The organism is Cetobacterium sp. ZWU0022 (assembly GCF_000800875.1).
GTDB lineage: Bacteria > Fusobacteriota > Fusobacteriia > Fusobacteriales > Fusobacteriaceae > Cetobacterium_A.
This window is the reverse complement of record NZ_JRJZ01000039.1, coordinates 73,704-99,873: the sequence shown is the minus strand read 5'-3', so window position 1 is coordinate 99,873 and position 26,170 is coordinate 73,704. Positions and strand designations below refer to the sequence as shown.

Annotated in this window: 25 protein-coding genes; 12 read left to right on the top strand and 13 right to left on the bottom strand. The window is 31.9% G+C overall.

What is annotated here, in order from left to right; genetic code table 11:
* Positions 1–7 precede the first annotated feature (7 nt).
* From yihA to rimP, 11 genes are all read right to left on the bottom strand, one after another.
* Positions 8–601: a ribosome biogenesis GTP-binding protein YihA/YsxC gene (gene yihA / locus L988_RS03645; protein WP_047381688.1), complete on the bottom strand. Its 594-nt coding sequence runs from the start codon at positions 599–601 to the stop codon at positions 8–10.
* Positions 602–618: 17 nt separating this feature from the next.
* A complete protein-coding gene (gene lon / locus L988_RS03640) occupies positions 619–2,922 on the bottom strand; it encodes an endopeptidase La (protein ID WP_047381686.1) in 2,304 nt (767 codons plus the stop codon).
* Positions 2,923–2,935: 13 nt separating this feature from the next.
* A complete protein-coding gene (gene clpX / locus L988_RS03635; protein ID WP_047381684.1) occupies positions 2,936–4,186 on the bottom strand; it encodes an ATP-dependent Clp protease ATP-binding subunit ClpX in 1,251 nt (416 codons plus the stop codon).
* Positions 4,187–4,197: 11 nt separating this feature from the next.
* Positions 4,198–4,773: an ATP-dependent Clp endopeptidase proteolytic subunit ClpP gene (clpP, locus tag L988_RS03630; protein WP_047381681.1), complete on the bottom strand. Its 576-nt coding sequence runs from the start codon at positions 4,771–4,773 to the stop codon at positions 4,198–4,200.
* Between the two features lie 128 nt (positions 4,774–4,901).
* A complete protein-coding gene (gene tig, locus L988_RS03625) occupies positions 4,902–6,188 on the bottom strand; it encodes a trigger factor (protein WP_047381679.1) in 1,287 nt (428 codons plus the stop codon).
* 33 nt (positions 6,189–6,221) lie between these two features.
* On the bottom strand, positions 6,222–7,922 hold the full coding sequence (recJ, locus tag L988_RS03620; RefSeq protein WP_052191669.1) for a single-stranded-DNA-specific exonuclease RecJ: 1,701 nt from the start codon (positions 7,920–7,922) through the stop codon (positions 6,222–6,224).
* A 3-nt stretch (positions 7,923–7,925) separates the two neighbouring features.
* Positions 7,926–8,282 (bottom strand): 30S ribosome-binding factor RbfA, encoded by a 357-nt coding sequence (gene rbfA / locus L988_RS03615; RefSeq protein ID WP_047381677.1) that lies wholly within the window; start codon positions 8,280–8,282, stop codon positions 7,926–7,928.
* Positions 8,283–8,298: 16 nt separating this feature from the next.
* On the bottom strand, positions 8,299–10,473 hold the full coding sequence (infB, locus tag L988_RS03610) for a translation initiation factor IF-2 (RefSeq protein WP_047381675.1): 2,175 nt from the start codon (positions 10,471–10,473) through the stop codon (positions 8,299–8,301).
* Positions 10,474–10,496: 23 nt separating this feature from the next.
* The gene (locus tag L988_RS03605; RefSeq protein ID WP_047381673.1) at positions 10,497–11,021 is read right to left on the bottom strand and encodes a DUF448 domain-containing protein; all 525 of its coding nucleotides are present in this window, start codon (positions 11,019–11,021) and stop codon (positions 10,497–10,499) included.
* The gene (nusA, locus tag L988_RS03600) at positions 11,014–12,120 is read right to left on the bottom strand and encodes a transcription termination factor NusA (protein WP_047381672.1); all 1,107 of its coding nucleotides are present in this window, start codon (positions 12,118–12,120) and stop codon (positions 11,014–11,016) included. The genes L988_RS03605 and nusA overlap by 8 nt, the downstream gene beginning before the upstream one ends.
* A gap of 35 nt (positions 12,121–12,155) precedes the next feature.
* On the bottom strand, positions 12,156–12,617 hold the full coding sequence (gene rimP, locus L988_RS03595; RefSeq protein WP_047381761.1) for a ribosome maturation factor RimP: 462 nt from the start codon (positions 12,615–12,617) through the stop codon (positions 12,156–12,158).
* Between the two features lie 358 nt (positions 12,618–12,975).
* On the opposite strand from rimP, the gene glmS reads away from it, so the two are divergent.
* From glmS to hutX, 9 genes are all read left to right on the top strand, one after another.
* Entirely contained in the window at positions 12,976–13,389 is a 414-nt protein-coding gene (gene glmS, locus L988_RS03590; protein ID WP_047381668.1) for a methylaspartate mutase subunit S, read from the top strand.
* A gap of 32 nt (positions 13,390–13,421) precedes the next feature.
* Positions 13,422–14,828, top strand: coding sequence for a methylaspartate mutase accessory protein GlmL (gene glmL / locus L988_RS03585; protein ID WP_047381664.1), 1,407 nt, complete (start codon positions 13,422–13,424; stop codon positions 14,826–14,828).
* Positions 14,829–14,850: 22 nt separating this feature from the next.
* Positions 14,851–16,308 (top strand): methylaspartate mutase subunit E, encoded by a 1,458-nt coding sequence (locus L988_RS03580; protein WP_047381661.1) that lies wholly within the window; start codon positions 14,851–14,853, stop codon positions 16,306–16,308.
* An 86-nt stretch (positions 16,309–16,394) separates the two neighbouring features.
* Positions 16,395–17,636 (top strand): methylaspartate ammonia-lyase, encoded by a 1,242-nt coding sequence (locus L988_RS03575; protein ID WP_047381658.1) that lies wholly within the window; start codon positions 16,395–16,397, stop codon positions 17,634–17,636.
* Positions 17,637–17,714: 78 nt separating this feature from the next.
* Positions 17,715–17,975, top strand: coding sequence for a citrate lyase acyl carrier protein (gene citD / locus L988_RS03570; RefSeq protein ID WP_047381655.1), 261 nt, complete (start codon positions 17,715–17,717; stop codon positions 17,973–17,975).
* A 26-nt stretch (positions 17,976–18,001) separates the two neighbouring features.
* Positions 18,002–18,874 (top strand): CoA ester lyase, encoded by an 873-nt coding sequence (locus L988_RS03565; protein ID WP_047381654.1) that lies wholly within the window; start codon positions 18,002–18,004, stop codon positions 18,872–18,874.
* 21 nt (positions 18,875–18,895) lie between these two features.
* Positions 18,896–20,437 carry a citrate lyase subunit alpha gene (gene citF / locus L988_RS03560; protein ID WP_047381651.1) on the top strand — a complete coding sequence of 514 codons (1,542 nt, stop codon included), beginning with the start codon at positions 18,896–18,898 and terminating at the stop codon, positions 20,435–20,437.
* A gap of 174 nt (positions 20,438–20,611) precedes the next feature.
* Positions 20,612–21,802, top strand: coding sequence for a YihY/virulence factor BrkB family protein (locus L988_RS03555; RefSeq protein ID WP_052191668.1), 1,191 nt, complete (start codon positions 20,612–20,614; stop codon positions 21,800–21,802).
* Positions 21,803–21,862: 60 nt separating this feature from the next.
* Positions 21,863–22,333: a heme utilization cystosolic carrier protein HutX gene (gene hutX / locus L988_RS03550; protein ID WP_047381648.1), complete on the top strand. Its 471-nt coding sequence runs from the start codon at positions 21,863–21,865 to the stop codon at positions 22,331–22,333.
* Between the two features lie 51 nt (positions 22,334–22,384).
* Here hutX and L988_RS03545 read toward each other — a convergent pair whose 3' ends face one another.
* Together L988_RS03545 and L988_RS03540 are read right to left on the bottom strand one after the other, a co-directional pair.
* Complete coding sequence (locus L988_RS03545; protein ID WP_047381646.1) at positions 22,385–22,891, bottom strand: flavodoxin family protein; 507 nt, start codon at positions 22,889–22,891, stop codon at positions 22,385–22,387.
* A gap of 18 nt (positions 22,892–22,909) precedes the next feature.
* Complete coding sequence (locus L988_RS03540; protein WP_052191667.1) at positions 22,910–23,650, bottom strand: energy transducer TonB; 741 nt, start codon at positions 23,648–23,650, stop codon at positions 22,910–22,912.
* A gap of 170 nt (positions 23,651–23,820) precedes the next feature.
* On the opposite strand from L988_RS03540, the gene L988_RS03535 reads away from it, so the two are divergent.
* The 3 genes from L988_RS03535 to L988_RS03525 are packed head-to-tail and all read left to right on the top strand — an operon-like array spanning position 23,821 to position 26,162.
* Positions 23,821–24,444, top strand: coding sequence for a MotA/TolQ/ExbB proton channel family protein (locus tag L988_RS03535; RefSeq protein ID WP_047381644.1), 624 nt, complete (start codon positions 23,821–23,823; stop codon positions 24,442–24,444).
* Between the two features lie 10 nt (positions 24,445–24,454).
* Positions 24,455–24,892, top strand: coding sequence for a biopolymer transporter ExbD (locus tag L988_RS03530; protein WP_052191666.1), 438 nt, complete (start codon positions 24,455–24,457; stop codon positions 24,890–24,892).
* A 7-nt stretch (positions 24,893–24,899) separates the two neighbouring features.
* Positions 24,900–26,162: a coproporphyrinogen-III oxidase family protein gene (locus L988_RS03525; protein WP_047381640.1), complete on the top strand. Its 1,263-nt coding sequence runs from the start codon at positions 24,900–24,902 to the stop codon at positions 26,160–26,162.
* Positions 26,163–26,170: the final 8 nt, after the last annotated feature.

Below are 26,170 nucleotides of genomic sequence, written 5' to 3'. Positions count from 1 at the left end.
AATCCTCCTATTCAATTTCTCCCTTTAAACAGTTTTCAATATATTCTAAAACTTGTTCTTTTCCATTATTATTAAGTGATGAGTGGAAGAAAACATCATCATTATGGAAATCAACCTTTGTTCTGATATCTTTTAAAGCTTTAAATTTCTCATTATTCGATACTTTATCCATTTTAGTAAAGATAATTTTAAATGGTGTTCCATAGTGGTCTAACCATCTAAGCATATCTAAATCTTCTCCACTTGGAATTCTTCTTATATCTAGAAGAACAAACACAAGTTTTTTTCTAGGGCTAGCAAGGTATCTCTCCATTGTTAATCCCCATTCTTTTTTCATCTCTTTAGGAACCTTAGCGAATCCATATCCAGGTAAATCAACAAAGAAGAATTCTTTGTTGATTAGGAAATAGTTAATTAACTGTGTTCTACCTGGAGTTTTACTAGTTTTAGCTAGTTTATTTCTTCCTGTGATACTGTTTATAAGAGATGATTTTCCAACGTTAGATCTTCCAACAAAGGCAAACTCTATATGGCTTAACTCTTCAGGATAATCTTTTTCAAATACAGCTGATTTTACGAAATCTGCTTGTTTTACAATCATCTTATTACCTCTTTCTATTATTTTTCAAGGGCAAGTTTTTCAACATCGTCATAAGTTGAAGCAAAGTAAATTTTAATATCTTTCATTACTTCTTCTGGGATTTCCTCTACATCTACCTTATTGTCCTCAGGTAAGATTATATTTTTAATTCCAGCTCTATGAGCCCCAATTACCTTCTCTTTGATTCCACCAACAGGTAAAACTTCACCAGTAATAGTGATTTCACCAGTCATAGCAAAAGTTTGCTTAACTTTTCTACCAGTTAACACTGATAAAATAGTTGTTGTGATAGCAGTACCAGCAGATGGTCCATCTTTTGGTGTTGCTCCTTCTGGGAAGTGAAGGTGAATATCTTTTTTATCTAAAACAGTTGGTTCAACATTGAATTTATCAAAGTTAGCTTTTAGATATGTAAAAGCAACCATAGCTGATTCCTTCATAACATTTCCAAGAGTACCAGTTAGAGAAAGGCTTCCTTTTCCTGGGATTTGTACACCTTGAACTTCAAGTGTCATTCCACCAACGGCTGTCCAAGCTAAACCATTTACAACTCCAACTTTAGAAACAGCTTTTTTCATTTTTTCAGGTCTAAATTTAGGATGACCTAAATAAGATTCTAAATTTTTAACAGTGATACTAGTAGATTTTGCATCTTTATCAATGACATCTCTAGCAACTTTTCTAAATAATCCAGAGATTTCTCTTTTCAGATTTCTGACACCAGCTTCTCTAGTATATTCATCTATAATTTTTAAAACAGCTTTATCTGTGATATTGATTTTAATATTAGATAAACCATTTTCAACTTGAGCTTGTTTAATAAGGTAGCTATTTGCTATATGAAGCTTTTCAAACTCAGTATATGAAGAAAGAGTTATTATTTCCATTCTGTCTCTTAAAGGACCAGGAATACTTCTTAAATCATTTGCTGTAGCAATAAAGAATACTTTAGATAAGTCAAATGGCATATCTAAATAGTGATCTTCAAAATGCTTGTTTTGCTCAGGGTCTAGAACTTCTAACATAGCAGAAGCAGGATCTCCTTTGAAGTCGCTTGACATCTTATCGATTTCATCAAGAAGGATAACAGGGTTAACACTTCCAGCATTTTTGATAGCCTTAATTATCTTTCCAGGCATAGAACCTATATAAGTTCTTCTGTGTCCTCTTATTTCAGCTTCATCTCTAACTCCACCTAAAGATATTCTGATAAAGTTTCTACCCAAAGCATCAGCAACAGATTTAGCTAAAGATGTTTTTCCAACTCCAGGAGGTCCAGCTAAACAAAGGATAGTTCCTTTCATATCTGGATTTAGTTTTTTTACAGCTAGATAATCAAGAATTCTATTTTTTACATCTTTAAGTCCATAATGGTCTTTTTCTAAAACTTCGTGAGCTATCTTCAGATCTAAAGTTTCTGTAGTTAAAACTCCCCAAGGAAGTTCTAAAACAGATTCAATATATGCTCTAGAAACAGTAGCTTCTGCAGAATAAGGAGCCATTTTACCTAATTTTTTTAGTTCTATTTCTAATTTATCTTTAGCTTCTTTTGGAAGAGGAGAGTTTCTAACTTTATCAAAAAGTTCATCAGTCTCTTCATCTCCACCATTTTTACCAAGCTCTTCTCTAAGAGTATTTATTTTTTCTCTTATAAAGTAGCTCTTTTGGCTTTCATTTATTTTTTCCTTAACTTTTTGATCTACTTTTTGTTCAATAGAAGCAATTTCAATTTCATTGTTTAAAATTTCAACTAATTTGTATCCTCTATCTTTAACATCAAGAAGTTCTAAAAGTTCAACTTTTAAAGATTCTTCAATTTCAAGATTAAATGCAATTGAATCAAAAATCTTTCCAGCTTTTCTAAGTCCTTTTAGTTGAACCATCAATTCAGCACTAACTTGGTTAGTTAGTGTTGAGTATTCTTCAAAAAGGTTGATAACTTTTCTTTTTAGAGCAGTCAACTCAGGAGAAGTTTCTTCAGTTGCAGATATAACACTGTAATCAGCAAAAAGAATTCCATCTTCCTCAACAATATTTTCAATAAGTACTCTTTTGTCTACATCTATAAGAACTTTTATACTTTTATTTGGTAGGGGAATAGATTGTACGATATTAGCTAAAACCCCAATTTTATGGATTCCTTCTGGAAGAGCTGGATTTTCTTCTAAAGAATCTTTTTGTAAACTTAAAACTAGTTTATTTTTTGTTTTCATTGCAAAATTCATCGTTAATAAGCTTCTTTCTCTTCCAACATAAAGAGGAGATGCTGTTCCTGGGAAAAGAACCATTTCCCTAGTAGGTAAAAAAGGTAATCTACTCATTAGTAATCACTCCTTAGTGTTCAATTTTAACTTTTGTAGAATCTTGAATTGAATCAGCGGTAATTGTAACCTTTTTGATAGATTTATCTGAAGGAATCTCAAACATAAGTTCTGTCATAATGTTTTCGATAATAGATCTAAGTCCTCTTGCACCAATTTTTCTTTCTAAAGCAAGAGTAGCAATTCTTTTTAGAGAGTCTTCTTCAAAATCAAGATCAACATTTTCCATCTCGAAGAATTTTTGATACTGTTTTACAATAGAGTTTTTAGGTTCTGATAAAATCTTTATCAGTGCAGATTCGTCCAGAGGAGATAAAGTAGTAATAACTGGAAGTCTACCAACTAGTTCAGGAATGATTCCTTGCTTTACTAAATCCTCAGGAAGAACTTTTCCTAAAAGTTCAATCTCTTTTTCAGTTTCTAAAGCTTCTTGAGAAGCTCCAAATCCAAGAACTTTTTTATTTGTTCTTGATTTGATAATTTTTTCCATACCTTCAAAAGCTCCACCAACTATAAATAAGATGTTTGTTGTATCTATTTCTATAAGTTCTTGATTAGGATGCTTTCTACCACCTTGTGGTGGAACTTGAGATTGTGTACCTTCAATAATTTTTAAAAGAGCCTGTTGAACTCCTTCTCCAGAAACATCTCTAGTAATTGAAACATTTTCAGATTTTCTTGCGATTTTATCAATCTCGTCTATATAGATAATTCCTCTTTCGGCAGCTTCAACATCATAGTCAGCAGCCTGTAGCAACCTAACTAGAACATTTTCAACGTCGTCTCCAACGTATCCAGCTTCAGTAAGCGTTGTAGCATCAGCGATAGCAAAAGGAACATGAAGTGTTCTAGCTAGAGTTTGAGCTAAAAGAGTTTTTCCAGAACCAGTAGGTCCAATAAGAAGTACGTTAGACTTTTGTAACTCAACATCTTTACTTCCTTGATCTTTATGCATAATTCTTTTATAGTGATTATAAACAGAAACAGCTAAAACTTTTTTACTATCATCTTGACCTATAACATATTCATCTAGTCTAGATTTGATTTCTTTAGGTGTAGGTAATTGAATTCCTGTTAAAGAGTTATTAGAAGTATCTTCTTTTTCTTGTTTTTCACCGTAATAGATATCATTTTCATATCCAAGCATATCAAAACAAGTTTCGATACACTCATCACAGATGAAAGATCCATCAATACCAGAGAAAAGTTTTGAAACTTCATCTTGTCCTCTTCCACAGAAAGAGCAATGTTCTTTTTTGTTCATCGTTTCCCTCCTTATCTAACGAATACGTGGTCGATTAAACCAAATTCTTTAGCTTCTTCAGCACTCATAAAGTTATCTCTTTCAGTTGCAGTTATAATCTCTTCAACTGATTTGTTTGTGTTTTTACTTAAAATTTTAGAAGTTAAATCCTTCATTCTTAAAATCTCTTTAGCTTGGATTTCAATATCAGTAGCTTGTCCTCTAGCTCCACCAAGAGGTTGGTGAATCATAATTCTAGAGTTTTCAAGAGAGTATCTCTTTCCTTTAGCTCCAGCTGAGAGTAATAGAGCCCCCATACTAGCAGCTTGTCCAATACAAACTGTCTGTACATCAGGTTTAATGTAATTCATAGTATCGTAGATTGCCATACCAGAAGTTATAACCCCTCCAGGACTATTTATATACATAATTATATCTTTATTAGGATCTTCAGCTTCTAAAAACAGGAGTTGAGCAACGATAGCATTGGCTATTTGATCATCAATCTCACTACCTAAGAATATAATTCTATCCTTAAGAAGTCTAGAGAAGACATCGTAAGCTCTTTCACCTTTTCCTGTGTTTTCAATAACTGTTGGACTGTACATTTTTATCCCTCCTTTAAAAACTTACTTTAAAAATTTAAAGTTAAATACTTAAAAACTTAGGTATTTAACACTAATTTTTTAAAAGTAGTATTGAGTAGAGGGTTATCTCTACTCAATACAGGATTTTATTACTTTGCGTTGTTTACAATAACTTCAACAGCTTTTTGAGCTAAGCTCTCAGTTTTTAAGCTATGGTTGAATTCGTCTAAGTTAGAGTTTTTAGTTAACTCAGCTTCTAATTGCTCTTTAGTCATACCGTACATTTTAGCGATATCTTCTATTTTAGCAGTTAACTCTTCAGCAGTAACTTCTAAGTTTTCAGCTTTAGCAATAGCTTCTAATATGATGTCAACTTGAACTTTGTTATGAGCCATTGGAGCGATTTGGTTGAAAGCTTGCTCTTTAGTCATACCAGTCATTTTTAAGTATTGATCGATATCCATTCCTTGCATAGCTAATTGTTGGTTCATTTCAGCCATTCTGTTTTCAACTTCTCTAACTACCATTGATCTAGGAACTTCTATTTTAGAGTCAGCAACTAATTTTTGGATTAATTTTCCAACGAAGTTGTTTTGAACTCTAGCTTCTTCTCTAGTAACGATTTCAGCAGTTTTCTTAGCTTTTAAATCTTCAACAGATTCAAATCCAGCTTCTGTAGCGAACTCTTCAGTTAACTCAGGTTTAGCTAAAGTTTTGATTGAGTTGATTTTTACTTTGAATACAGCAGGTTTTCCAGCTAAAGCTTCAGCATGGTATTCAGCAGGGAAAGTAACGTTAACTTCTCCTTCTTGTCCTACAGTGTATCCAACTAATTGATCTTCGAATGTATCGATGAACATTTTAGATCCTAATTTTAATTGGTGAGAATCAGCTTTTCCACCTTCGAAAGCAACACCGTCAACGAATCCTTCAAAAGCAAGGTCAACAGTATTTCCCATCTCAGCTTTGTGCCCTTCAGCAGCATCTTCTAATTTAGCTTTAGCGTTTAACATATTTTCAATCTCTTTATTTAAAAGCTCTTCTGTCATTTCGAAAGTTTCTTTTTCAACTTCTAAACCTTTGTACTCTCCTAAAGTGATTTCAGGATAGATATCAACTTTGAAAGTCATTTCAAGAGTATCTTTCATTTCAGTAACAAGATCATAAATGAAACTTACTGGAGCAATTTTCTCTTCAGAAACGATTTTTTCGAAGTTAGCTTTAAGAACAGATTCTACAACCTCTTCTTTTATAGCGTCAGCAAAAGCAGCTTCAACTTTGTTTAATGGTGCATGTCCTTTTCTAAATCCAGGAACCTCAACTTTAGTAGCTAAAGTTTTAACAACCTCTGATTTAATTGGTGATAACTCTTCAGCTGTTAAAGTAACTTTAATCTCAACTGCTGAGTGTTCGATTTTTTTTAATTCGTGTTTCATCATTTCCTCCTTAAAGTATTATGTATTAACGTCTTAAATCTTATGAGATTTAAGATCTTTTAAACGAAATTGATAATATTCCTCGCCTCTATTAATTATCTTTTCAGGATAGTAAATCACATCATAAAGAGTGTCTTTATTTGTGTGATGTAACTTAGAACTTAAGTCAAAAGCTACAAGAGGGTAGGATTTGCCATTTTTCAATAAGAAACCATTAAAGTGTCTATTTTCAATGCCAAAAAATTTTGTATCTATAATTTTAACTCCTCTATCTATAAAATAGGGATGCTTATTCTCAAGGCCAAAAGGACCCAATTTTTTAATATCATTTATATTATTTTTATTGATTTTATCAATAGGTAACTCTAAATCAATCTCTAAAAATTTAGGTTGATTAATGTTGTGTTCATGAACTTTAATCTCTCTTTGGAAGAGCAATTCAATCTCAGGGAGATCAGCTTCATTGGCAATAAATCCAGCTGCTAAGTCATGACCACCAAAACGTATCAATTTACTTTCAATAAGTTTTAAAATATTGAAAATATTTACACCAGGAATACTTCTACATGAAGCTTTTGCAAGACCATCTTTCAATGAAATCATAGCAACAGGTAGATTGTACTTTACACTTAATCTAGATGCAACCACACCAATAACTCCAGGATGCCATCTTTCAGATGCAACAAAAATATATTTAAGTTCATTCTTATCTATTTTTTGTGCGATCATTTTATTTGCTTCATCAAATATCATTCTTTCTAGTTCTCTTCTTTGCTTATTTGCTTTTTTCATCTCTTCAATAATGTTATATATTTCGAAATCGTCTGTTTTCATAAAGAAGTCAGCACCTAGTTTTGAGTTACCAAGTCTTCCTAAAGAGTTTATAAGAGGGGAAACAAAATAACTAATATCTGTGGTACTGATATCTTTGTTATAAAGTTTTAAGTACTTCATAAGATAAACAAGTCCTTTGATTTTAGTATTTTTAAGAGTTTCAAGCCCTTTACTTATAATAATTCTATTTTCATCAAACATAGGAACTACATCTGCAACAGTTCCAATCATAATAACATCCATAAATTGATAAAGTTTAGAGAAATCTTCATTGAGATGAGTATATACACCTTGAGCAACCTTTAAAGCTACTCCTGCACCTGCTAAAAATTTAAACTTATAATTATCACTAAGTTTAGGATTGATGAAGAGGATATTATCCTCTTCATCATCTTTAACACTTTTGTGGTGATCAGTAACAATAACCTCAATACCAAGACTACGTGCATACTCTACATCTTCATAGGAGTTGACACCTGTATCTACAGTAATCACTAGTTTTCCAGAATTTTTATGGATAAAGTCGATAGTCTTTTTGTCTAGCCCGTAACCTTCATCCATTCTATTAGGAATATAGTAATCAATATCAATTCCAATCTCTCTAAAAGCTAATACAAGGAAGATAGCTGCAGTGATTCCATCAACATCATAGTCTCCATAAATAAAAAGTTTTTCATTTTTGTTTTTAGCGGAAACTATTTTTTCTACAACGCTATCCATCATTTCGAAATCAAAAGGATTTCGAAATTTATTAATAGATGGATTAAGAAAATTCTCTACATCATCTTTTTCTAAAAAGCCCTTTTTAATTAATAAAGTAGCTAAAAATTTAGAAACATTCCATTGACTAGCCTTAGTTTCAATAAGATTTTCAGATACTGTCTTATATTCCCAGTGCATAAATTACCCTTTTAAGCTATCAAGTAACTGGGAGATTTTAATAGCGTGTTCTATAGTATCATCCAGTTTAATTCTCATTTCAGGAGTATATCTTAAGGCTAGTTCTTCAGATACTCTTTTTCTAAGAAAACCTTTTATTTCATTTAATCCTTCTAAAACTTCTTTTCTATTAACTGTTGCTCCAGCTATTGGCATGATGCTGAAGAATAAGTCCGCAAATTTTAAATCTTCAGTAACTCTTACGCTAGTAACAGAAACCATAGCTTTTTTTAATTTTGGATTTTTAATCTCTTCGAAAAGAGCTTTAGAAACAACTCTAGAAACTTCCTTTTCGATTGCAGCTAATCTTTTTTTATTCATAATAAATCACCTACTTTTACTTTAAAGTTCTTTTAACTTCGATAATATCGAATGCCTCTACGATATCTCCTTCTTTAATATCGTTGAAGTTTTCGATTCCTAAACCACACTCTTGACCAGCAACAACTTCTTTAGCGTCGTCTTTGTATCTCTTAAGAGTATTTAATTTTCCTTCATAAACAATAACACCATTTCTTAAGATTCTGATGTTAGATTCTTTTCTAACCTTACCATCAACAACAACACATCCAGCAATGTTTCCAACTTTAGAAACTTTGAATACTTTTTTGATTTCGATTCTTCCAGAGTACATCTCTTTGAACTCAGGGTCTAACATTCCTGTTAAAGCTTTTTCGATATCTTCAGTAATATGATAGATAATGTTTGAAGTTCTGATTTCAACACCGTTAGAGTCAGCTTCTTTTAAAGCGTTTGTAGTTGGTCTAACGTTGAATCCGATTATGATTGCATTTGAAGCTTCAGCTAGCTTTACGTCACTCTCTGTGATTGCTCCAGATGCAGCTTGAATTATATTAACAATAACTTCTTCATGAGAAAGTTTTAATAATGAATCTCTTAATGCTTCAACAGAACCTCTTGAATCAGCTCTTAAGATTAAGTTAAGTTCTTTTAAGTTTGCATGATCCATTTGTTGAGATAGAGTTTCAAGAGAGATAGATTTTCTGCTAATTTCAGAAATCTTTCTTTCTTTAGCAACTTCTTCTACGATTCTCTTAGCATGTTGCTCATTTTGAATAACATAGAATGTATCTCCAGCAGATGGAACATCATTGAATCCGATAATTTCTATAGGTTGAGAAACAGTTGCAGATTGAACTTTAGCTCCTAAATCATTAACAAGGGCTCTAACTTTTCCCATAGATTCTCCAGCAACGATAACCTCTCCAATTTTTAAAGTTCCTTCTTGGATTAGAACGTCGGCAATAGGTCCAACTTTAGGATCAAGTCTAGACTCTAGAACGATTCCTTTAGCTCTCTTTTTAGGGTTAGCTTTTAACTCTAAAATTTCAGCAGTGATTAGGATTGTATCTAATAGAATATCTAAGTTCATTTTAGCTTTAGCTGAAACTTCAACAAACTCAGTGTCTCCTCCCCATTCAACTGAAACTAAACCGTGCTCCATAAGCTCTTGTTTAACTCTCATTGGGTTAGAACCATCTTTATCGATTTTATTAATAGCAACGATAATAGGTACATTTGCAGCTTTAGCATGTGATAAAGCTTCTATAGTTTGTGGCATTACACCATCATCAGCAGCAACAACAAGGATTGCGATATCTGTAACTTGTGCTCCTCTTGCTCTCATATCAGTGAACGCCTCATGTCCAGGAGTATCTACGAAAGTGATTTTCTTTCCAGCTTTAGTAATTTGGTAAGCTCCAATCTTTTGTGTGATTCCTCCAGCTTCTCCAGAAGCAACAGAAGTAGTTCTGATAGCATCAAGTAAAGATGTCTTTCCGTGGTCAACATGTCCCATGATTGTTATAACAGGAGCTCTTTCAATAAGATCTTCAGCTCTATCTTCTATTTCAAGAGCAAATTTATCTCCGAAGTCTAATTGAATCTCTTCTTCAAGTTCAACGAAAGCATCGTAATCTTCAGCTAACTCTTCAGCTAATTCTAAAGATATAGTTGAGTTTATAGTTAACATTTGTCCTTTTAAGAATAGTTTTTTGATAAGTTCAGAACTTCCAACACCTAATCTATCAGCGAAGTCACCTAGAGTGATTTCTCCTCTGATTTTTATGATTTTCATTCCATCTTCTTCTATAATTTCAGGTCCTTGTTCAGCTTTATTTACGATAAAGTCAGCTCTTCTACCTTTTCTTTTTTTCTTAGATTTCCCTTCGTCATTTGAAGCGTCATTATTAGTTTTTGCTTTGTTTTTATTTTTGTTTTTATTTTTTTTAGCAGTAGTAGTCTCTTCTGTAAAATCTTCTGCGTCATTAAAATCCATAGTTTTCTTCATTGTTTCCTCCTCTATATAGGTATTACTAGAAACAACATCATCATTTTTTTTAGCAAAATGTGCCAGAACAATTTTTTCTTGTTCAGCAGTCAATCCACCTAGATGTGATTGCACATCAATTCCAATATTGTTTAAAATATCTAAAAACTCTTTGTTGCCATAACCGTATTTCTTAGCTAATTCGTGTACTCTTACTTTCATAAAATTAACACCTCCAAAATAGCCTAGTCTATCAATCCTCTTGCAACTTTTTTGTTTTTTATAGCAATAACATTAACTTCATCTTTATTAAAGATTTCGCCTAGTTGTGTTTTGTCTCCATAATGAGCATAAGGAATATTTAACTCCTTAGCTTTTGCAATTAATTTTTTATCGTTTTTCTCGCTGATATCTTCAGCAATTATAAGGAAATGAATATGTTGAATTTCTTCCATAACCATGTTGATACCAAAAGTTAAATGCTCAGAGTTTTTCATTGCCTTTAAAATGTTTAAGTAATCTTTAGATTGTTTTTTCAGAAGATTAACCATAAGTAATAAATCTTCTATTTTTAGGCTATATTTTTTATTTTTAGAAATTCTTTTTATACATTCGTGTGTTTTACAAACATAGATTGCTCTAGCTTGATGTTTTTGCTTTTCATCAAATGAATAGTTGTTTTCATTTATTTTAGCGATTCTAAAAAGATCGCTTTTCTCTCTTTTTTCTTTACAAACAACACATGTTCTTTCAGGCGTGTGATTATGCATTTTCTTCCTCGGCTAAAACTTCAGTATTAGTTGTATTTTCAGCGTTGTATGATTCAACAGTTTTAATATCAACTCTCATTCCAGTCAATTTAGCAGCAAGTCTAGCATTTTGTCCATTTTTACCAATAGCTAGTGATAGTTGAGAATTTTCAACTAGAACTCTAGCAGTAGCTCCCTCTTCAAGAACTTCAACGCTAATAACTTTAGCAGGGCTAAGAACAGCAGAAACGAACTCTTCAACATCTTCTTTCCAAACAACGATATCAATTTTTTCACCGTTTAGTTCATTAACTATGTTTCTGATTCTTAATCCTTTTTGTCCAATACAAGCTCCAACAGTATCGATATTTTCATCTGCAGAGAAAACAGCAACTTTAGCTCTAGAACCAGCTTCTCTAGCAACAGATTTAATTTCGATAACTCCTTCAGCAATTTCTGGAATTTCTAATTCAAATAACTTCTTTAAAAGTCCTTCGTTTTTTCTAGAAATTACTATTTTAGGGAATTTGTTTGTTTTTTCAACTTCAGCAACGTAAACTTTTATTCTTTCTCCAACTCTGTAAACATCAGCAGGAGATTGTTCAGCAGTTGTAAGAATTGCTTCTGAACCATCAAATTCAATGAATATGTTTCTCTTTTCATCAATTCTTCTGATAACTCCAGTTATAATATCGTGCTCTTTTCCTTTGAATTTATCGAATATGTTTTGTCTTTCAGCTTCTCTAACTTTTTGAATAACAATTTGTTTTCCATTTTGTATAGCGTTTCTTCTGAATTCCTCACAATTAACCTCTAATTTAACAATGTCACCAACTTTAGCTCTTTTGTGACCAGCCTCAATAGCATCCTCAACAGATACTTCAAGAGCAGCATCGTATAAATCTTCAGCTGTTGCAACAGTTTTAATTTCGAAGACTTTAACCTCTCCAGTTGATCTGTTGATTTCAACTTCTACATTTTCTTCCTCACCATAATGCTTTTTATAAGCAGCAAGCATAGCTTGTTCTACAGCCTCAAGAAGACTTTCTTTGTTTATTCCTTTTTCTTTTTCAAGCTGCTCAAGAGCTTCTAAAAAGATTTTTCCATCTTTACTTTTCATAATGTTTTTTCCTCCTAACTATAACCAAATAATAATTAAATATCACTAAAATCAAAGACAATATTTGCTTTTTTTATCTCTTTGAAAGGTATTTCAAGAGTTTGTCCTTTTATATTTAAGAAAAGTGTTTCGTTCTTAAAATCTTCAATAATACCCTCAAAATTCTTGTTATCATTAAGTTTGTGCTTTAAGCTAACTTTAATTTTTTCACCGTTGAATCTTATGAAGTCTGCTTCTTTTTTTAATGGTCTTTCAACACCAGGAGAAGAAACTTCTAAGAAGAATTTATGTGGAATTAATGCATCGATAGTTTCGTCAATATCGTTGCTAAGAGAACCACAATCTTCAAGAGTTATATCTCCGTCAGTCTTCTCTATAAAAATACGAACATAAAGATATCCACCTTCTTGGATATATTCTAAGTCCACAAGTTCAACATTTCTTTTTTCAACAGCTGGAATAACTACTTTCTCTATTTTTATAAGAGTTTCTTCCATCTCTCTTTTATCAAGTTTTATCATAATTTCACCTCTTTCCAAATAAAAACTATAAAGAAAGAGTGGGATTTCCCCACTCTTTTCAGCTCTAGTATAAATTATCCATTTAGAGTATAGCATAAGTATAAAAAAAAATCAATGAAATAGTGTTATTCAAAGTCGTTTATATATAATAATGTAGAAAAAAAGTAAAAATGACTAGAAGTGATGAATAGTTATAATATATTGTATAAATAGTTGAAAAAGTAACAATATAAATTTATTATTTGTATTGTGTTTTTTTAAAACGTAGTGTATAAAATATATTATAAAAGTTTGTTTTTTATTAGGAAAAAGAAATAGTGAGGTGTTATTTTCAATGAAAAATGGAAAGAAAGTAGTAATAGGTGTAATCGGTTCGGACTGTCATGCAGTAGGAAATAAAATTATTCATCACGTGTTAGAAAGTAATGGATTTGAAGTAATCAATATTGGGGTATTATCACCACAAATTGACTTCATAAATGCAGCTGTAGAAACAGAGGCAGACGCAATAATAGTTTCATCGCTATATGGGCATGGTGAATTAGATTGTCAAGGAATGAGAGAAAAGTGTGAAGAAGCTGGATTAAAGGATATTTTACTTTATGTTGGAGGAAATATTGTTGTTGGAAAACAAGAATGGTCAGATGTAGAATCAAGATTTAAAGCTATGGGATTCAACAGAGTTTACAGACCAGGAACTCCAATAGAACTTACTACTGAAGACTTAAAATCAGATTTAGGAATTTAAGCTAATAAAAATAAAGAAAAGAGATGATTTCTATGAGATGTTATCTAACTATTGACTTTGGAAGTACTTATACAAAGTTAACAGCGATAGACTTAGTAGGAGAAAGAATTCTAGCAACTGCAAAAGATATAACAACAGTTGAAGATGATATAATGATTGGTTTTAATAATGCATATAAAAAACTTGTAACTGAGATAGAAAAAGAGATTCCTATATCAGAGATTGAGTTTATAGATAAGATTGCGTGTTCGTCTGCAGCAGGTGGTTTGAAAATGGTGGCAATTGGATTAGTCCCAGAACTTACGGCAGAGGCGGCTAAAAAAGCGGCCCTAGGAGCAGGAGCAAGAGTTATAAAAACATATTCATATGAACTTAATTCTCGTGAAATGGAAGAAATAAAAAATACATCTGTGGATATAATTTTATTAGCAGGTGGAACAGATGGTGGAAATAAAGAGTGCATAATTCACAATGCAAGGCTAATAGTAGAACATGAGGTAAATAAACCTGTTGTTGTAGCAGGAAATAAAGCGGTAGCAGATGAAATAGAAAATATTTTTTCAGAAGCCGGAGTTGATTACTATTTAGCAGATAATGTTATGCCAAAAATAAATAAATTAAATGTAGAACCTGCTCGTGAAGAAATTAGAAAAGTATTTATGAGTAAAATAATAGAAGCAAAAGGAATGAAGAAGGCTGAAGACTTTATAAGTGGGATATTGATGCCAACGCCAGCAGCAGTTTTGAAAGCTGCAGAGGTCTTGTCTGAGGGGACTGATGAAGAGGATGGAATTGGAGATTTGATAATAGTTGATATTGGAGGAGCAACCACTGATATACATTCTATTGGAAAGGGAGAACCATCTAAACCAGGAGTACTGCTGAAAGGTCTAGAAGATCCATTCGCCAAAAGAACTGTTGAAGGAGATTTGGGAATGAGATACTCTGCAATCTCTTTATTGGAAGCAGCAGGAAGTAGAAAATTAAGAAATTATTTAAATGATGTAGAGAAAAAATGGGATATAAAAGGAATGTGTAATTTTAGACATGATAATATCAGAATGGTTCCTCAAACGAGAGAGGACGTTTTGTTTGATGAAGCTATGGCAAAAGTTGCTACTGAGTTATCTATGACAAGGCATTGCGGGGTTTTAGAATGTATCTATACGCCGATGGGAACAATGTTTAATCAGAGTGGAAAAGATCTTTTAAATGCACCATATATAATAGGAACTGGGGGAGTAATTGTTCATAGTGAAAATCCAAAAGGAATTTTAGAGGCTGGTAGATTTAATCCGGCTGAACCAATATACTTAAAACCAGAAAATCCAAAATACATGGTTGATAAGACATATATTTTATCAGCTATGGGGTTATTAGCTCAAAAAGAGCCAGATTTAGCAGTGAAAATAATGAAAAAATATCTAATTGAAGTATAAGTTTTGAGGAGGAGTCTGATCGATGAATTTAAAATTTAAAAAATGGACTGAAGAAGAGTTCTTTAAAGTGAGAGAAGAAGTTTTAAAACAATGGCCAACAGGGGCAGATGTAGATTTAGAAGAAGCAGTAGCTTATCATAAAACATTACCTGAGCACAAAAATTTTGCTAAAAAATTAATAGATGCTAAATCTAAAAATATAACACTAGCTCAACCAAGAGCAGGAGTAGCTTTAGTAGAGCAACATATAGAGTTATTAAACTTCCTTGATACAGAGGGAGGAGCAGATTTACTGCCTTCAACTATAGATTCTTATACAAGACAGAATAAATATGAGAATTGTGAAAAAGGAATAGAGGAATCTAAAAAAGCAGGAAGATCATTACTTAATGGATTCCCAGGTGTAAACCATGGAGTTAAAGGTTGTAGAGAGGTTGTAGAAGCAGTAAATTTACCTCTACAATTAAGACATGGAACTCCAGATGCAAGATTATTATCAGAGATAATGTTAGCAGCAGGATACACTTCAAACGAGGGTGGAGGAATATCTTATAACATTCCTTACGCAAAATCAGTTACTCTTGAGCAAACAATAAGAGATTGGCAATATTGTGATAGATTAGTTGGATTATATGAAGAAAAAGGGGTATCTATCAATAGAGAACCGTTTGGACCATTAACAGGAACTTTAGTTCCGCCATCAATATCAAATGCAGTTCAGATAATCGAATGTTTATTAGCAGCTGAGCAAGGAGTTAAAAATATAACTTTAGGATATGGACAATGTGGAAACTTAGTTCAAGACGTTGCAGCAGTAAGATCTATGATGGAGCAAGCTGAAGAGTATTGTAAAGAGTTTGGATATGAAAATATGCAACTGACATCTGTATTCCACCAATGGATGGGTGGATTCCCAGAGGATGAAGCTAAGGCGTTTGGAGTAATTTCAAATGGTGCTTCAGCAGCAGCATTAGCAGGAGCAACAAAAGTTATTGTAAAAACACCTCACGAAGCTATTGGAGTTCCAACAAAAGAGGCAAATGCAATGGGTATCAGAGCAACAAAAATGGTGTTAAACTTATTAAGAGGTCAAAAGTTACCAAACTCTGAAGAGGTTCAATTCGAGAAAGATATGATTAAAAAAGAAGTGAAGCAAATTATAGATAAAGTGTTAGAGTTAGGAGAGGGAGATTTAGCAGTAGGAACTGTTAAAGCTTTCGAGCAAGGAGTATTAGATATTCCGTTTGCACCATCTAAGTATAATGCAGGAAAAATGTTACCTGCAAGAGATAACAATGGAATGATCAGATACCTAAATGCAGGAAACTTACCACTATCAGAAGAAATAAAAGCTTTCCATACTGCAAAATTACAAGAGAGAGCAGAATTTGAAGGAAGAGAGATCAGTTTCCAAATGACAGTAGATGATATATTTGCTGTTGGAAAAGGAACTTTAATTGGAAGACCAGCAGGAAAATAGTTAGAATAAATAGAAGTTAAAAAGTTTGATTTATTATATAAGGTTAGGGGAAGAGATTCCCCTCGTAAAAATCAGGAGGAATTAAAATGAGAATAGTTGATGTAGTATGTTCAGCAGGAAAAACAGGATTCTATTTCGATGATCAAAGAGCTATAAAAAAGGGAGCAGGACATGATGGATTTGCTTATGTAGGAGAACCAATGACAGAAGGTTTTTCTTCAATAAGACAAGCTGGAGAGTCAATATCTGTTCAACTTATTTTAGAAGATGGTCAAGTTGCATTTGGAGATTGTGCAGCAGTACAATATTCAGGAGCGGGAGGAAGAGACCCATTATTCTTAGCTAAAGATTTTATTCCTGTAATAGAGAAAGAGATTGCTCCAAAATTAATAGGAAAAGAGTTAGAAAACTTTAAATGTTTAGCAGAAGAGTTTGATGGAATGTTGTTAGATGGAAAAAGATTACATACTGCAATCAGATATGGAATTACTCAAGCTTTACTAGATGCAGTAGCAAAAGCTAGAAGAGTTACTATGGCTGAAGTTATTCAAAAAGATTACAATACAGGTTTAGAGATTTCTAAGAGACCTATATTTACTCAATCAGGAGATAACAGATATGAAAATGCAGACAAAATGATTATAAAATCTGCTGATGTTTTACCTCATGCTTTAATAAATCATGTTGAAACAAAGTTAGGAAATAAAGGGGAGCTATTACTTGAGTATGTTGGATGGTTAAGAGATAGAATTATCCACTTAAGAGATACAGAAGATTACGCACCTATTTTACATATAGATGTATACGGAACAATTGGAGCGGCATTTGATTGTGATACTATAAAAATGGCAGATTATTTACAAACTTTAGTGGATGCAGCAAAACCATTTAAATTAAGAATCGAAGGTCCTATGGATGTAGAGGATAGAGATAAGCAAATTGAAGCTTTAGCAGCATTAACAGCTGAAGTGGATAAGAGAGATATGGGAATAGAGTTAGTTGCTGATGAATGGTGTAATACTTACGAGGATATCGTAGCTTTCGCAGATGCAAAAGCAGGTCACGTAGTTCAAATAAAAACTCCAGATTTAGGAGGAGTAAATAACATAGCAGAAGCAATTCTTTATTGTAATAAAGTTGGAATCGGGTCATATTCGGGTGGAACATGTAACGAGACTAACAGATCAGCTGAAGTTACTACAAATATAGCTATGGCTTGTGGAGCTCTTCAAGTATTAGCAAAACCAGGAATGGGTGTTGACGAAGGATTTATGATTGTGTTCAACGAAATGAGTAGAGTAGAAGCTTTAGTAAACAGAAGAAAGTAATAGACTTTTGATTCTGGAAAAGGTGGGGGTATCCTACCTTTTCCTTTAATTTTATAGAATAGTATAAGAGGTGAAAAAATGACAATAAATAAACCAGCGAAATGTGGAACATTAGAATCTAATGATATATTTATTATGCTAACTCCTTATGAAAATGGAGTTGTTATTGAATTAGAAAGTGTTGTAGAAAAGCAATTTGGAAATCATATCAGAATGGTTATAGAAGAAAAAATAAAAGAGATGGGAATTACATCTATATTAGTTAAAGCTCAAGATAAAGGGGCTCTTGATTATACAATAAGAGCAAGAGTAGAGGGAGCTATAAAAAGAGGTTATTAAAATTTCCTTTAAGGTGAGGTGTTAGTGTGAAATTAAGAAGAACGATGTTATTTATGCCAGGAAATAATCCAGGGATGCTTCAAACAGCAGATACATTTGGAGCAGATTCGGTTATATTTGATTTAGAAGATGCGGTGGCTTTGACTGAAAAGGATGCAGCGAGAATATTGGTAACAGAAGCTATGAAAACAATGAATTATGGAGATACAGAGGTTGTAATAAGAATAAATCCATTATCATCTCCGTTTGCAATGGAGGACATTGATAAAATGGCGAGATTAAAGCCGGATGCCATTCTTTTACCAAAAGCAACTCCCGAGGATATTGCTATATTAGAAAAAGAGTTGGAGAGAGTTGAGAAAGAGGAAGGGTTTGAGACCGGTGAGATAAAGGTTCATGCTTTAGTAGAAACAGCTTATGGAGTGGAGACGGTTTATGAAACTTTAAAAACATCTAAAAGAATAGAAGCTGTACTGTTAGGAGGAGAAGATTTAGCAGCGGACTTAGCAGTGAAAAGAACTAAAGATTCAGATGAGTTATTCTATGCTAGAACAAAAATTGTAAATGCTTGTAAAGCTTTAAAAATAGATGCTGTAGACACACCTTTTACAGATACAAACGACTATGAAGGATTAGAAGCTGATTCTAGAAAGGCTAAGATGCTAGGATTTACAGGGAAGTTAGCTATAAATCCAAGACAGATTGATACAATTCATAATGTATATTCTCCAACAAAACAAGAGATAAATCACGCATTAAGAGTAATGGCAGCAAAAGAGGATGCAGAAAAAGAGGGGTTAGGAGTATTCTCTCTAGATGGGAAAATGGTTGACCTTCCAATTATAAACAGAGCTATTCAGACTTTAGAGATTGCTGAAATGATTGGTTTAATAGATTAATTTTAAAGGTGAGGTGTTCTAATGAAAAATATTTTAGGAAGAGATATTCCTGAATTTATAGATGGATATGGAGAGGTAAAGCAATATGAGGGATACCTTTCAAAAAAAGATGGAGCAATAAAAAAGAATTTTAAGTTTAAAACTGTAACTAGAGAAGACTCTAAGTTACATAGAGATTTAAATGAATTAATGGATAAGTTACCATTAAAAGATGGTATGGTTGTATCTTTTCATCACCATTTGAGAAATGGAGACTATATTTTAAACATGGTTATGGAGGAGATTGCAAGAAGGGGCTATAAAGATATTACGATTGCAGCAAGTTCAATTTTTCCATGTCATAAAGGGTTAGTAAAGATGATGGAGGATAAAGTTGTAACAGGAATATATGCAGCTTATATCTCAGGACCAGTAGCAGAGGCTATATCTAACGGAAAGCTTTCTAAACCCGCAATCATGCATACTCATGGTGGAAGGGCGAGAATATTTGAATCAGGAGAGAGAAATATTGATATCGCATTTATGGCAGCTCCAACAAGTGATGAATATGGTAATATAAACGGTGTAGATGGGAAGTCAGCTTGTGGAGCTTTAGGCTATGCTCACACAGATGCAGAGCTAGCGGATATCGTTGTAGCGATAACAGATAATTTAGTAGAGTTTCCAAATTCAACAATAGAGATAAATCAAACATATGTCGATTATGTTTTAGTTGTAGACGCTATCGGAGATCCAAATGGAATTGTATCAGGAACAACTCAAATTACTAAAAATCCGATTGGATTAAAAGTAGCTGATTTAACGGCAAGATTTATAGAAGAGTCAGGATACTTAAAAAATGGAATGAGTTTCCAAACAGGAGCAGGAGGAATATCTTTAGCTGTAGCAGCTCAACTTAAAAATATAATGAAGCAAAAAGAGATTTGTGGAAGTTTTGCTTCAGGTGGAATAACAGGATATATAGTTGATATGTATAAAGAGGGATTGTTTAAAGCTTTATTTGATGTACAATGTTTTGATTTAGATGCCATAAAGTCAGCTAAAGAAAATTCAGCGCATATAACAATGTCAGCTTCTATGTATGCTAATGCAAACAATAAAGGAGCTGTAGTAAATAAGCTTGATGTTGTTATTTTAGGAGCAACAGAGATTGATACAAACTTTAATGTGAACGTAACGACAGGATCTAACGGAGTTATAATGGGAGGATCAGGAGGACATTCAGATACAGCAGCAGGATCAAAGCTTTGTATAATAGTATCTCAACTTGTAAACTCTAGACTATCTGTTGTAAAAGATAGAGTTACGACATTGACAACTCCAGGAGAAACAGTAGATATACTTGTTACTGAAAGAGGGATTGCAATAAATCCATTAAGAAAAGACTTGATTGAAATATTTAAGGATTCTAAGCTTCCTATAAAATCGATTGAGGAGTTAAGAGAGATTGCAAAAGCTATGACAGGACAAGAAAATGATATTGAGTTTGAAGAAGAAATTGTAGCAGTTGTAGAGTATAGAGATGGAACTGTTATTGATACAATAAAAAAAATAAAAAATTAAAACTTTTTTATAAAAAACTCGGTCTAAAAGTTATAATAAAGAATAAAAGTGTAAATAAAGTAATATCCCCCCGTTTTAAAAGAACCTCATTTGAGGTTCTTTTAATTTTTTGGAGAATAAATATAAAGGAAAAAAATGGTAAAATAGGAAATAATACTTCAGGAGGATGATGCAATGATACAAAATATAAAAAACTATGTAAGTGAGTTACAGTTAACACATTTTTATAGTCAAATGAAGGGGGCGTTTGAGAATTATAAACGTTCGAATTCAAATCTTTGGGCAAATACACTTTGTTATTTTACAACTCTATCTTTTATTCCAATATTAGCGATAGCTTTTAGTATTGGTCGATGGTTTGGTATAGATAATTATTATTTAAGGCAATTAACAGAAAGTTCTCCGTTGAATGAAGAAACTATCAAATTAATTTTAGATATAGCTCAAAATTTATTACAAAATACTCGGAGCGGAGTGATAGCAGGAGTTGGATTTATATCCTTGGGATGGGTTATTGTTTCGATGTTCTCTGTAATCGAAAAAGCTTTAAATAGTATTTGGGATATAAAAAGAACTAGAAATTTTTTTAGAAAAGTAAGTGACTATTTACTTGTGTTTTTTCTGTTGCCTATAAGTGTTATAGGTGCAAATGTTTTAAATAATATAAAAGTAGAATTTTTATATGTAGAGCATATATTGAATTTAGTGGCTCCATATTTAGCGTTATGGATATTTTTTATATTTTTTTATATGGTTTTACCAAATACAAAAGTAGCTTTAGTTCCAACTATTTGGAGTAGCTTTATAGTTTCGTTTTTACTTAATCAAAGCAATATGCTTTTAGTAAAATTACAAATAATAATAGCAACATATAATAAGATTTATGGAAGTTTTTCAGTATTGTTATTATCATTAATTTGGCTCAAAGTTGTTTGGTTTTTAATATTAATTGGAGCACATTTTTCATACGTTTTACAAAATAGAGAGAATTTGGGAAAAATAGAGGATATAAAAAAAATTAATTTCAAGTCTAAGTATTTAGTTACAAAAAAAGTATTGTTATTTTTAGTTAAAAATTATTTAGATAATGAGAAACCAGTTTCGGCTCTGCAAATTTCGCAAGAGTTGAAAATTCCGATGGAGTTAAGTAGAAATGTTTTAGAAGAGTTAAAAAAGTTAGAATATATCTCTGTAATAGAAAGTGATACCAACGATGAAAAAAGATGTAAGCTTACAATGAGTGTAGAGATTATAACGTTTAAAAAACTATATGAAGATTTAGAAACTGTAGGAGAGAATTTAGAAATTGAGGTTGTAAATTTTGATGAAAATATCAAACTAATAGACTATTTTAAAAATATTTGATTGACAAAGTTTTTAAAATATAATATATTTTATCTACATAACGTATGTAGGAGGATTTTCATGAGAGATAAAATACAAGAAATACTTACAAATGATGTGAAAGCATCTTTAAGTAAAGTGGCGAAAGAGTTAGAGATGCCGCTAATAGAAGTTTTAAGACAAGCACCAACAGTAAAAAAATATGATGTAGCTAAAATAGATGATCTATTTGCAGTTTTAAGAAGTTGGGAAAAAGTATTTTTAATAGTTATAACACCAGCATTTGTAATTGAGATTCAAGATAAATTTGCCGAAGGATTCTATGGACATGGATATTTCAATTTCCATGATAAAAACTCTTCTATTGGAGGACACTTAAGCGTTGACAAAATAAAAGAGATTTTCTTAGTAAAAGATGTTATGTTCGGAAGAGAAAGCTATTCAATTAGATTCTATGGAGAGGATGAAAAAGAGATTTTTGCAATCTACGTTCCAAGAGATGAAAAGAAGGAATTAATTCAAGAGTGTGTAGATAGTTTTAAAAGTTTATAAGAATGAAAAAAGGAAGAGAAATTTAAATCTCTTCCTTTTATTTTTATATAGTTATTTTATTGAATTCATTATAGAAAGTCCAAATTCTTTTGCTTTGTTTAAATCAGATTCATCTGGATGAGATTTAGCAGCTTCCCATCTCTTTGTTCTTTCTTCACTTGCGGCCATTCTATGATCTGAAGGTAGTGTTGAGAACCAAGCAATCAACTTAGGATCAATTGCACCTTGACAGAAGTAACCTCCAAGAACATTGTTGTTATTATCTTTTAAAAGTGTTTCGATATTAGTTACGCAATCTTTTGCGTGGTCTGAGTCAGGGTAAGCTCCTAAAGTAAAGAAATAAGCGACATTTTTATCGAAGATTTGTTTAGATAAAGTTAAAGCTGTTTGATCAAAAGTAGCTCTATCAATCCATCCTCCAACAAAGATTAAATCGTAGTCTAAATTAACAATTTCAGAAATTGGAAGAAGACTAGCTTCTGGAATATTTTCATGTATAGCTTTTGCTACTTTTTCAGTATTTCCAGTTTTTGATGAGTATGTAATAAGTATTTTCATAAAATTTAAATCCTCCTATTATTTTTGATTAAATTTGAATTCTTTATAAAAATAAAGTTTAATAGCTTTTCCGTTTAACATAACAGGAGTAAGTTTCCATCTTTTTAAAGTTTTTTCAACTTCGTTTTGGAATCCTAAGCTATCTTTATTGTTGTAGAATTTAACCTCTTCAATTTCACCATTTAATCCAACAAGGAATCTAACTTTAATAGAAACTTCCTTATTATAACTAATTCTTTTAGCGGCTAAAGGATAGTCGGGATCTGGTTGAGAAATAAATGAATATGTTAAACCTTGCACACCTTGATTTTTAGCAGCAAAAACACCTTGAGATAATTCAATTAAATCATCGCTATTATTGCTTGGTGCTTTAGATTGCTGAGATTCAGATTTTTTTGTTGTTTTTTTATCTTCTGTAATCTCTTTTTTAGGAATCTTTTTTTCGGGTATTTTTTTTGGTTTTTCAACTTTTTTTTCAGGTTCCTTTTTAATAACTTCGAGTTTTTTTTCTTCAACTTTAGGTTCAGGAATTGGTTCTGGTTTTGGAACTTCTTCAATAATCTCTTCCTGAATTTCTTCGATTTGAGTTTGCTCTTGAACTGGCTCAGAAGGTTGGAATGAGTTAAAGTTTACAGAAATAGAAGGGGTACTAAAATCGTTTCCTATATTATCGATTTCATAGTTTTTATTGATATTTAGAGAAAAACCAAAAATAAAGATAAATATATGTAAAGCAATAGAATAAATAACAAATTTCATAATTCCTCCAAAAAACAAGTAATAATTTTGTAATAATTATATCAAAAAATATTTTAATTATCAAATTATTTATTAAAAAATACTTTGTGTGAAAAATATATTGACTATTTGGTACAAAGTTAATATAATAACTTTGAATATCAAATTATTAAAAATTAGGAGGGAAATAGATGATAGATATGATCAAAGCTGGAGGACCACTTATGGGAGTGATAATTTTCCTTTCGGTAGCAGGATTAACAGTAATATTAGAGAGAGGTTACTATTTCTTTAAGAACGAAAAAGATAACGGTGAATTATTGATAACACATTTAGAAAAATTTATAAAAAATAATGAAAAAGATAGAGCAATAAAAGCTTGTGATTCTTTTAAGAATACATCTGCAAAAGTTATGAAAACAATTTTAATAGAGTATAACGGTGGAAAAATGAACTGTTGCACTTATGATTACTTGGAAGAAAAGGCAAGAGAGTGTGCGCTAAGAGAGATGCCAAAATTAGAAAGACATATGTGGATATTAGCATTAGCAGCTAATGTTACACCACTGGCAGGACTGTTAGGAACAGTTACAGGAATGATTGGTGCGTTTACAGCGATGTCAAAGCATGGAGCAGGAGATCCAACAGTTTTAGCATTTGGAATATCTCAAGCACTTATTACAACAGCATCAGGTCTTATAGTTGCTATTCCAGCACTTATATTCTATAACTTCTATCAAAAGAAGATAGAAAAAGCTATGCTTGATATGGAAAAAAATGTAGTGGAGTTTATAAATATATTAAGAAAAATGTAGGAGAGTAGTAATGTTAAAATCAAAAGGATTTTTGAACTATCAAAGAAAGCAATTGACACCTGATTTAACACCTTTAATTGATGTTGTATTCTTGTTGCTAATATTTTTTATGGTTGCAACAACATTTGATGATATGAAAGGAATGAAAATAGATTTACCAAAATCTGAAGTTGCTGAAATAGTAGAAGCAACAGATAAGGTATCAGTTTTAGTGACGGTTGATGGTCAATTAAAATTAAAAATAGATAGAAGAAATGATAGTTCGATGATAGATATAACAAAAGATGAATTGTCAGAAAAAATTAAACAAACAATCGTAACGATGGAGAACAAAAGAGTTGCAATATTAGCTGATAGAGGAATAGATTATGGAGATGTTGTCGATATAATGTCAGATATAAAGTTAGCAGGAGCAGCAGCGATAGATATAGAGACTAAAGGGAAGTGATTAAACAATGCGTTTTGAAGTTAGACATAAAAGCCACCATAATTCATCAGGATTAATAGGAAAATATTATCCACAAAGGAGAATTACAGAGCAAGATTTCTTAAATAAATTATCAGAGGAGCCAAAGGATGTACCAAGAGCAATCTATGTACATACACCATACTGCGATAAAATCTGTTCGTTCTGTAACTTAAATAGAGAGCAACTTAGTGGAAGTTTAGATTCTTATGCTGATTACCTAGTTGAAGAGTTTGATAAATATGGACAATATAGATACTTTAAAGAAAAAGGTGTCGATGTAATATATTTTGGTGGAGGAACACCGACTGTTTATAAAAATGATCAGCTAGAAAGAATACTTCAAAGTGTAAATAGAAATATAATCTTTGCAGAGGGATATGAGTTTACATTAGAAACAACACTACACAACTTAAATCCAGAAAAAATAGAGTTAATGAACAAATATGGAGTAAATAGGTTATCTGTAGGAATTCAAAGTTTCTCAGACGAAGGAAGAAAATTCTACAATAGAACTTATACTAAAGCTGAAGTGAAAGATAGATTGTTAGATTTAAAATCAAAGTTTAACGGTGAAGTATGTATAGATATTATCTATAATCATCCAACTCAAACAGTAGAGGATGCAAGAGAAGATGCAAGAGTTATAAAAGAGTTAGATTTAGGAAGTTCGAGCTTCTACTCGTTAATGGTTCATGAAGGTTCAACACTATCTCATGATATAAAGGATGAGAAGGTAAAACTACAAGATGATTTAAAAAGAGAGAGAGAGTTACATGACGCTTTCGTAAAAGAGTTAACAACAGATAGCGATTACTATGTTTTAGAATTAACTAAGATAGCTAAAGCAGGAAGAGATAACTATAAATATATAAAAACAAGAACATTCGGAGGAGATACGTTCCCAATCGGTGTAGGTGCTGGTGGAAATGTTGATAATGTATCTGTATTTAGAATGAAAAAAGAGATGGGAATGTTTGTTGAGAAAAGTGAGTATCAACAAAGATTAGATAGGTTTAATGGATTATTCCAGTTCCCAACAGTTGAAAAAGATGTAGTGAATGAGATTTTAAACTTTACAGAGCAAAAAGTATTTGAAGAGGTAATGTCTGAATTAAAGGCTGATGGGTTTGTAACAGAAAATGAAACACATTACCATTTAACGAGTGACGGTCTATTTTGGGGTAACAATATATCTAGAGAGGTTTTAACTACTGTAGTTGAAAAAACTTTAGAGGTAACAAAAAAGTAAAGTTTAGA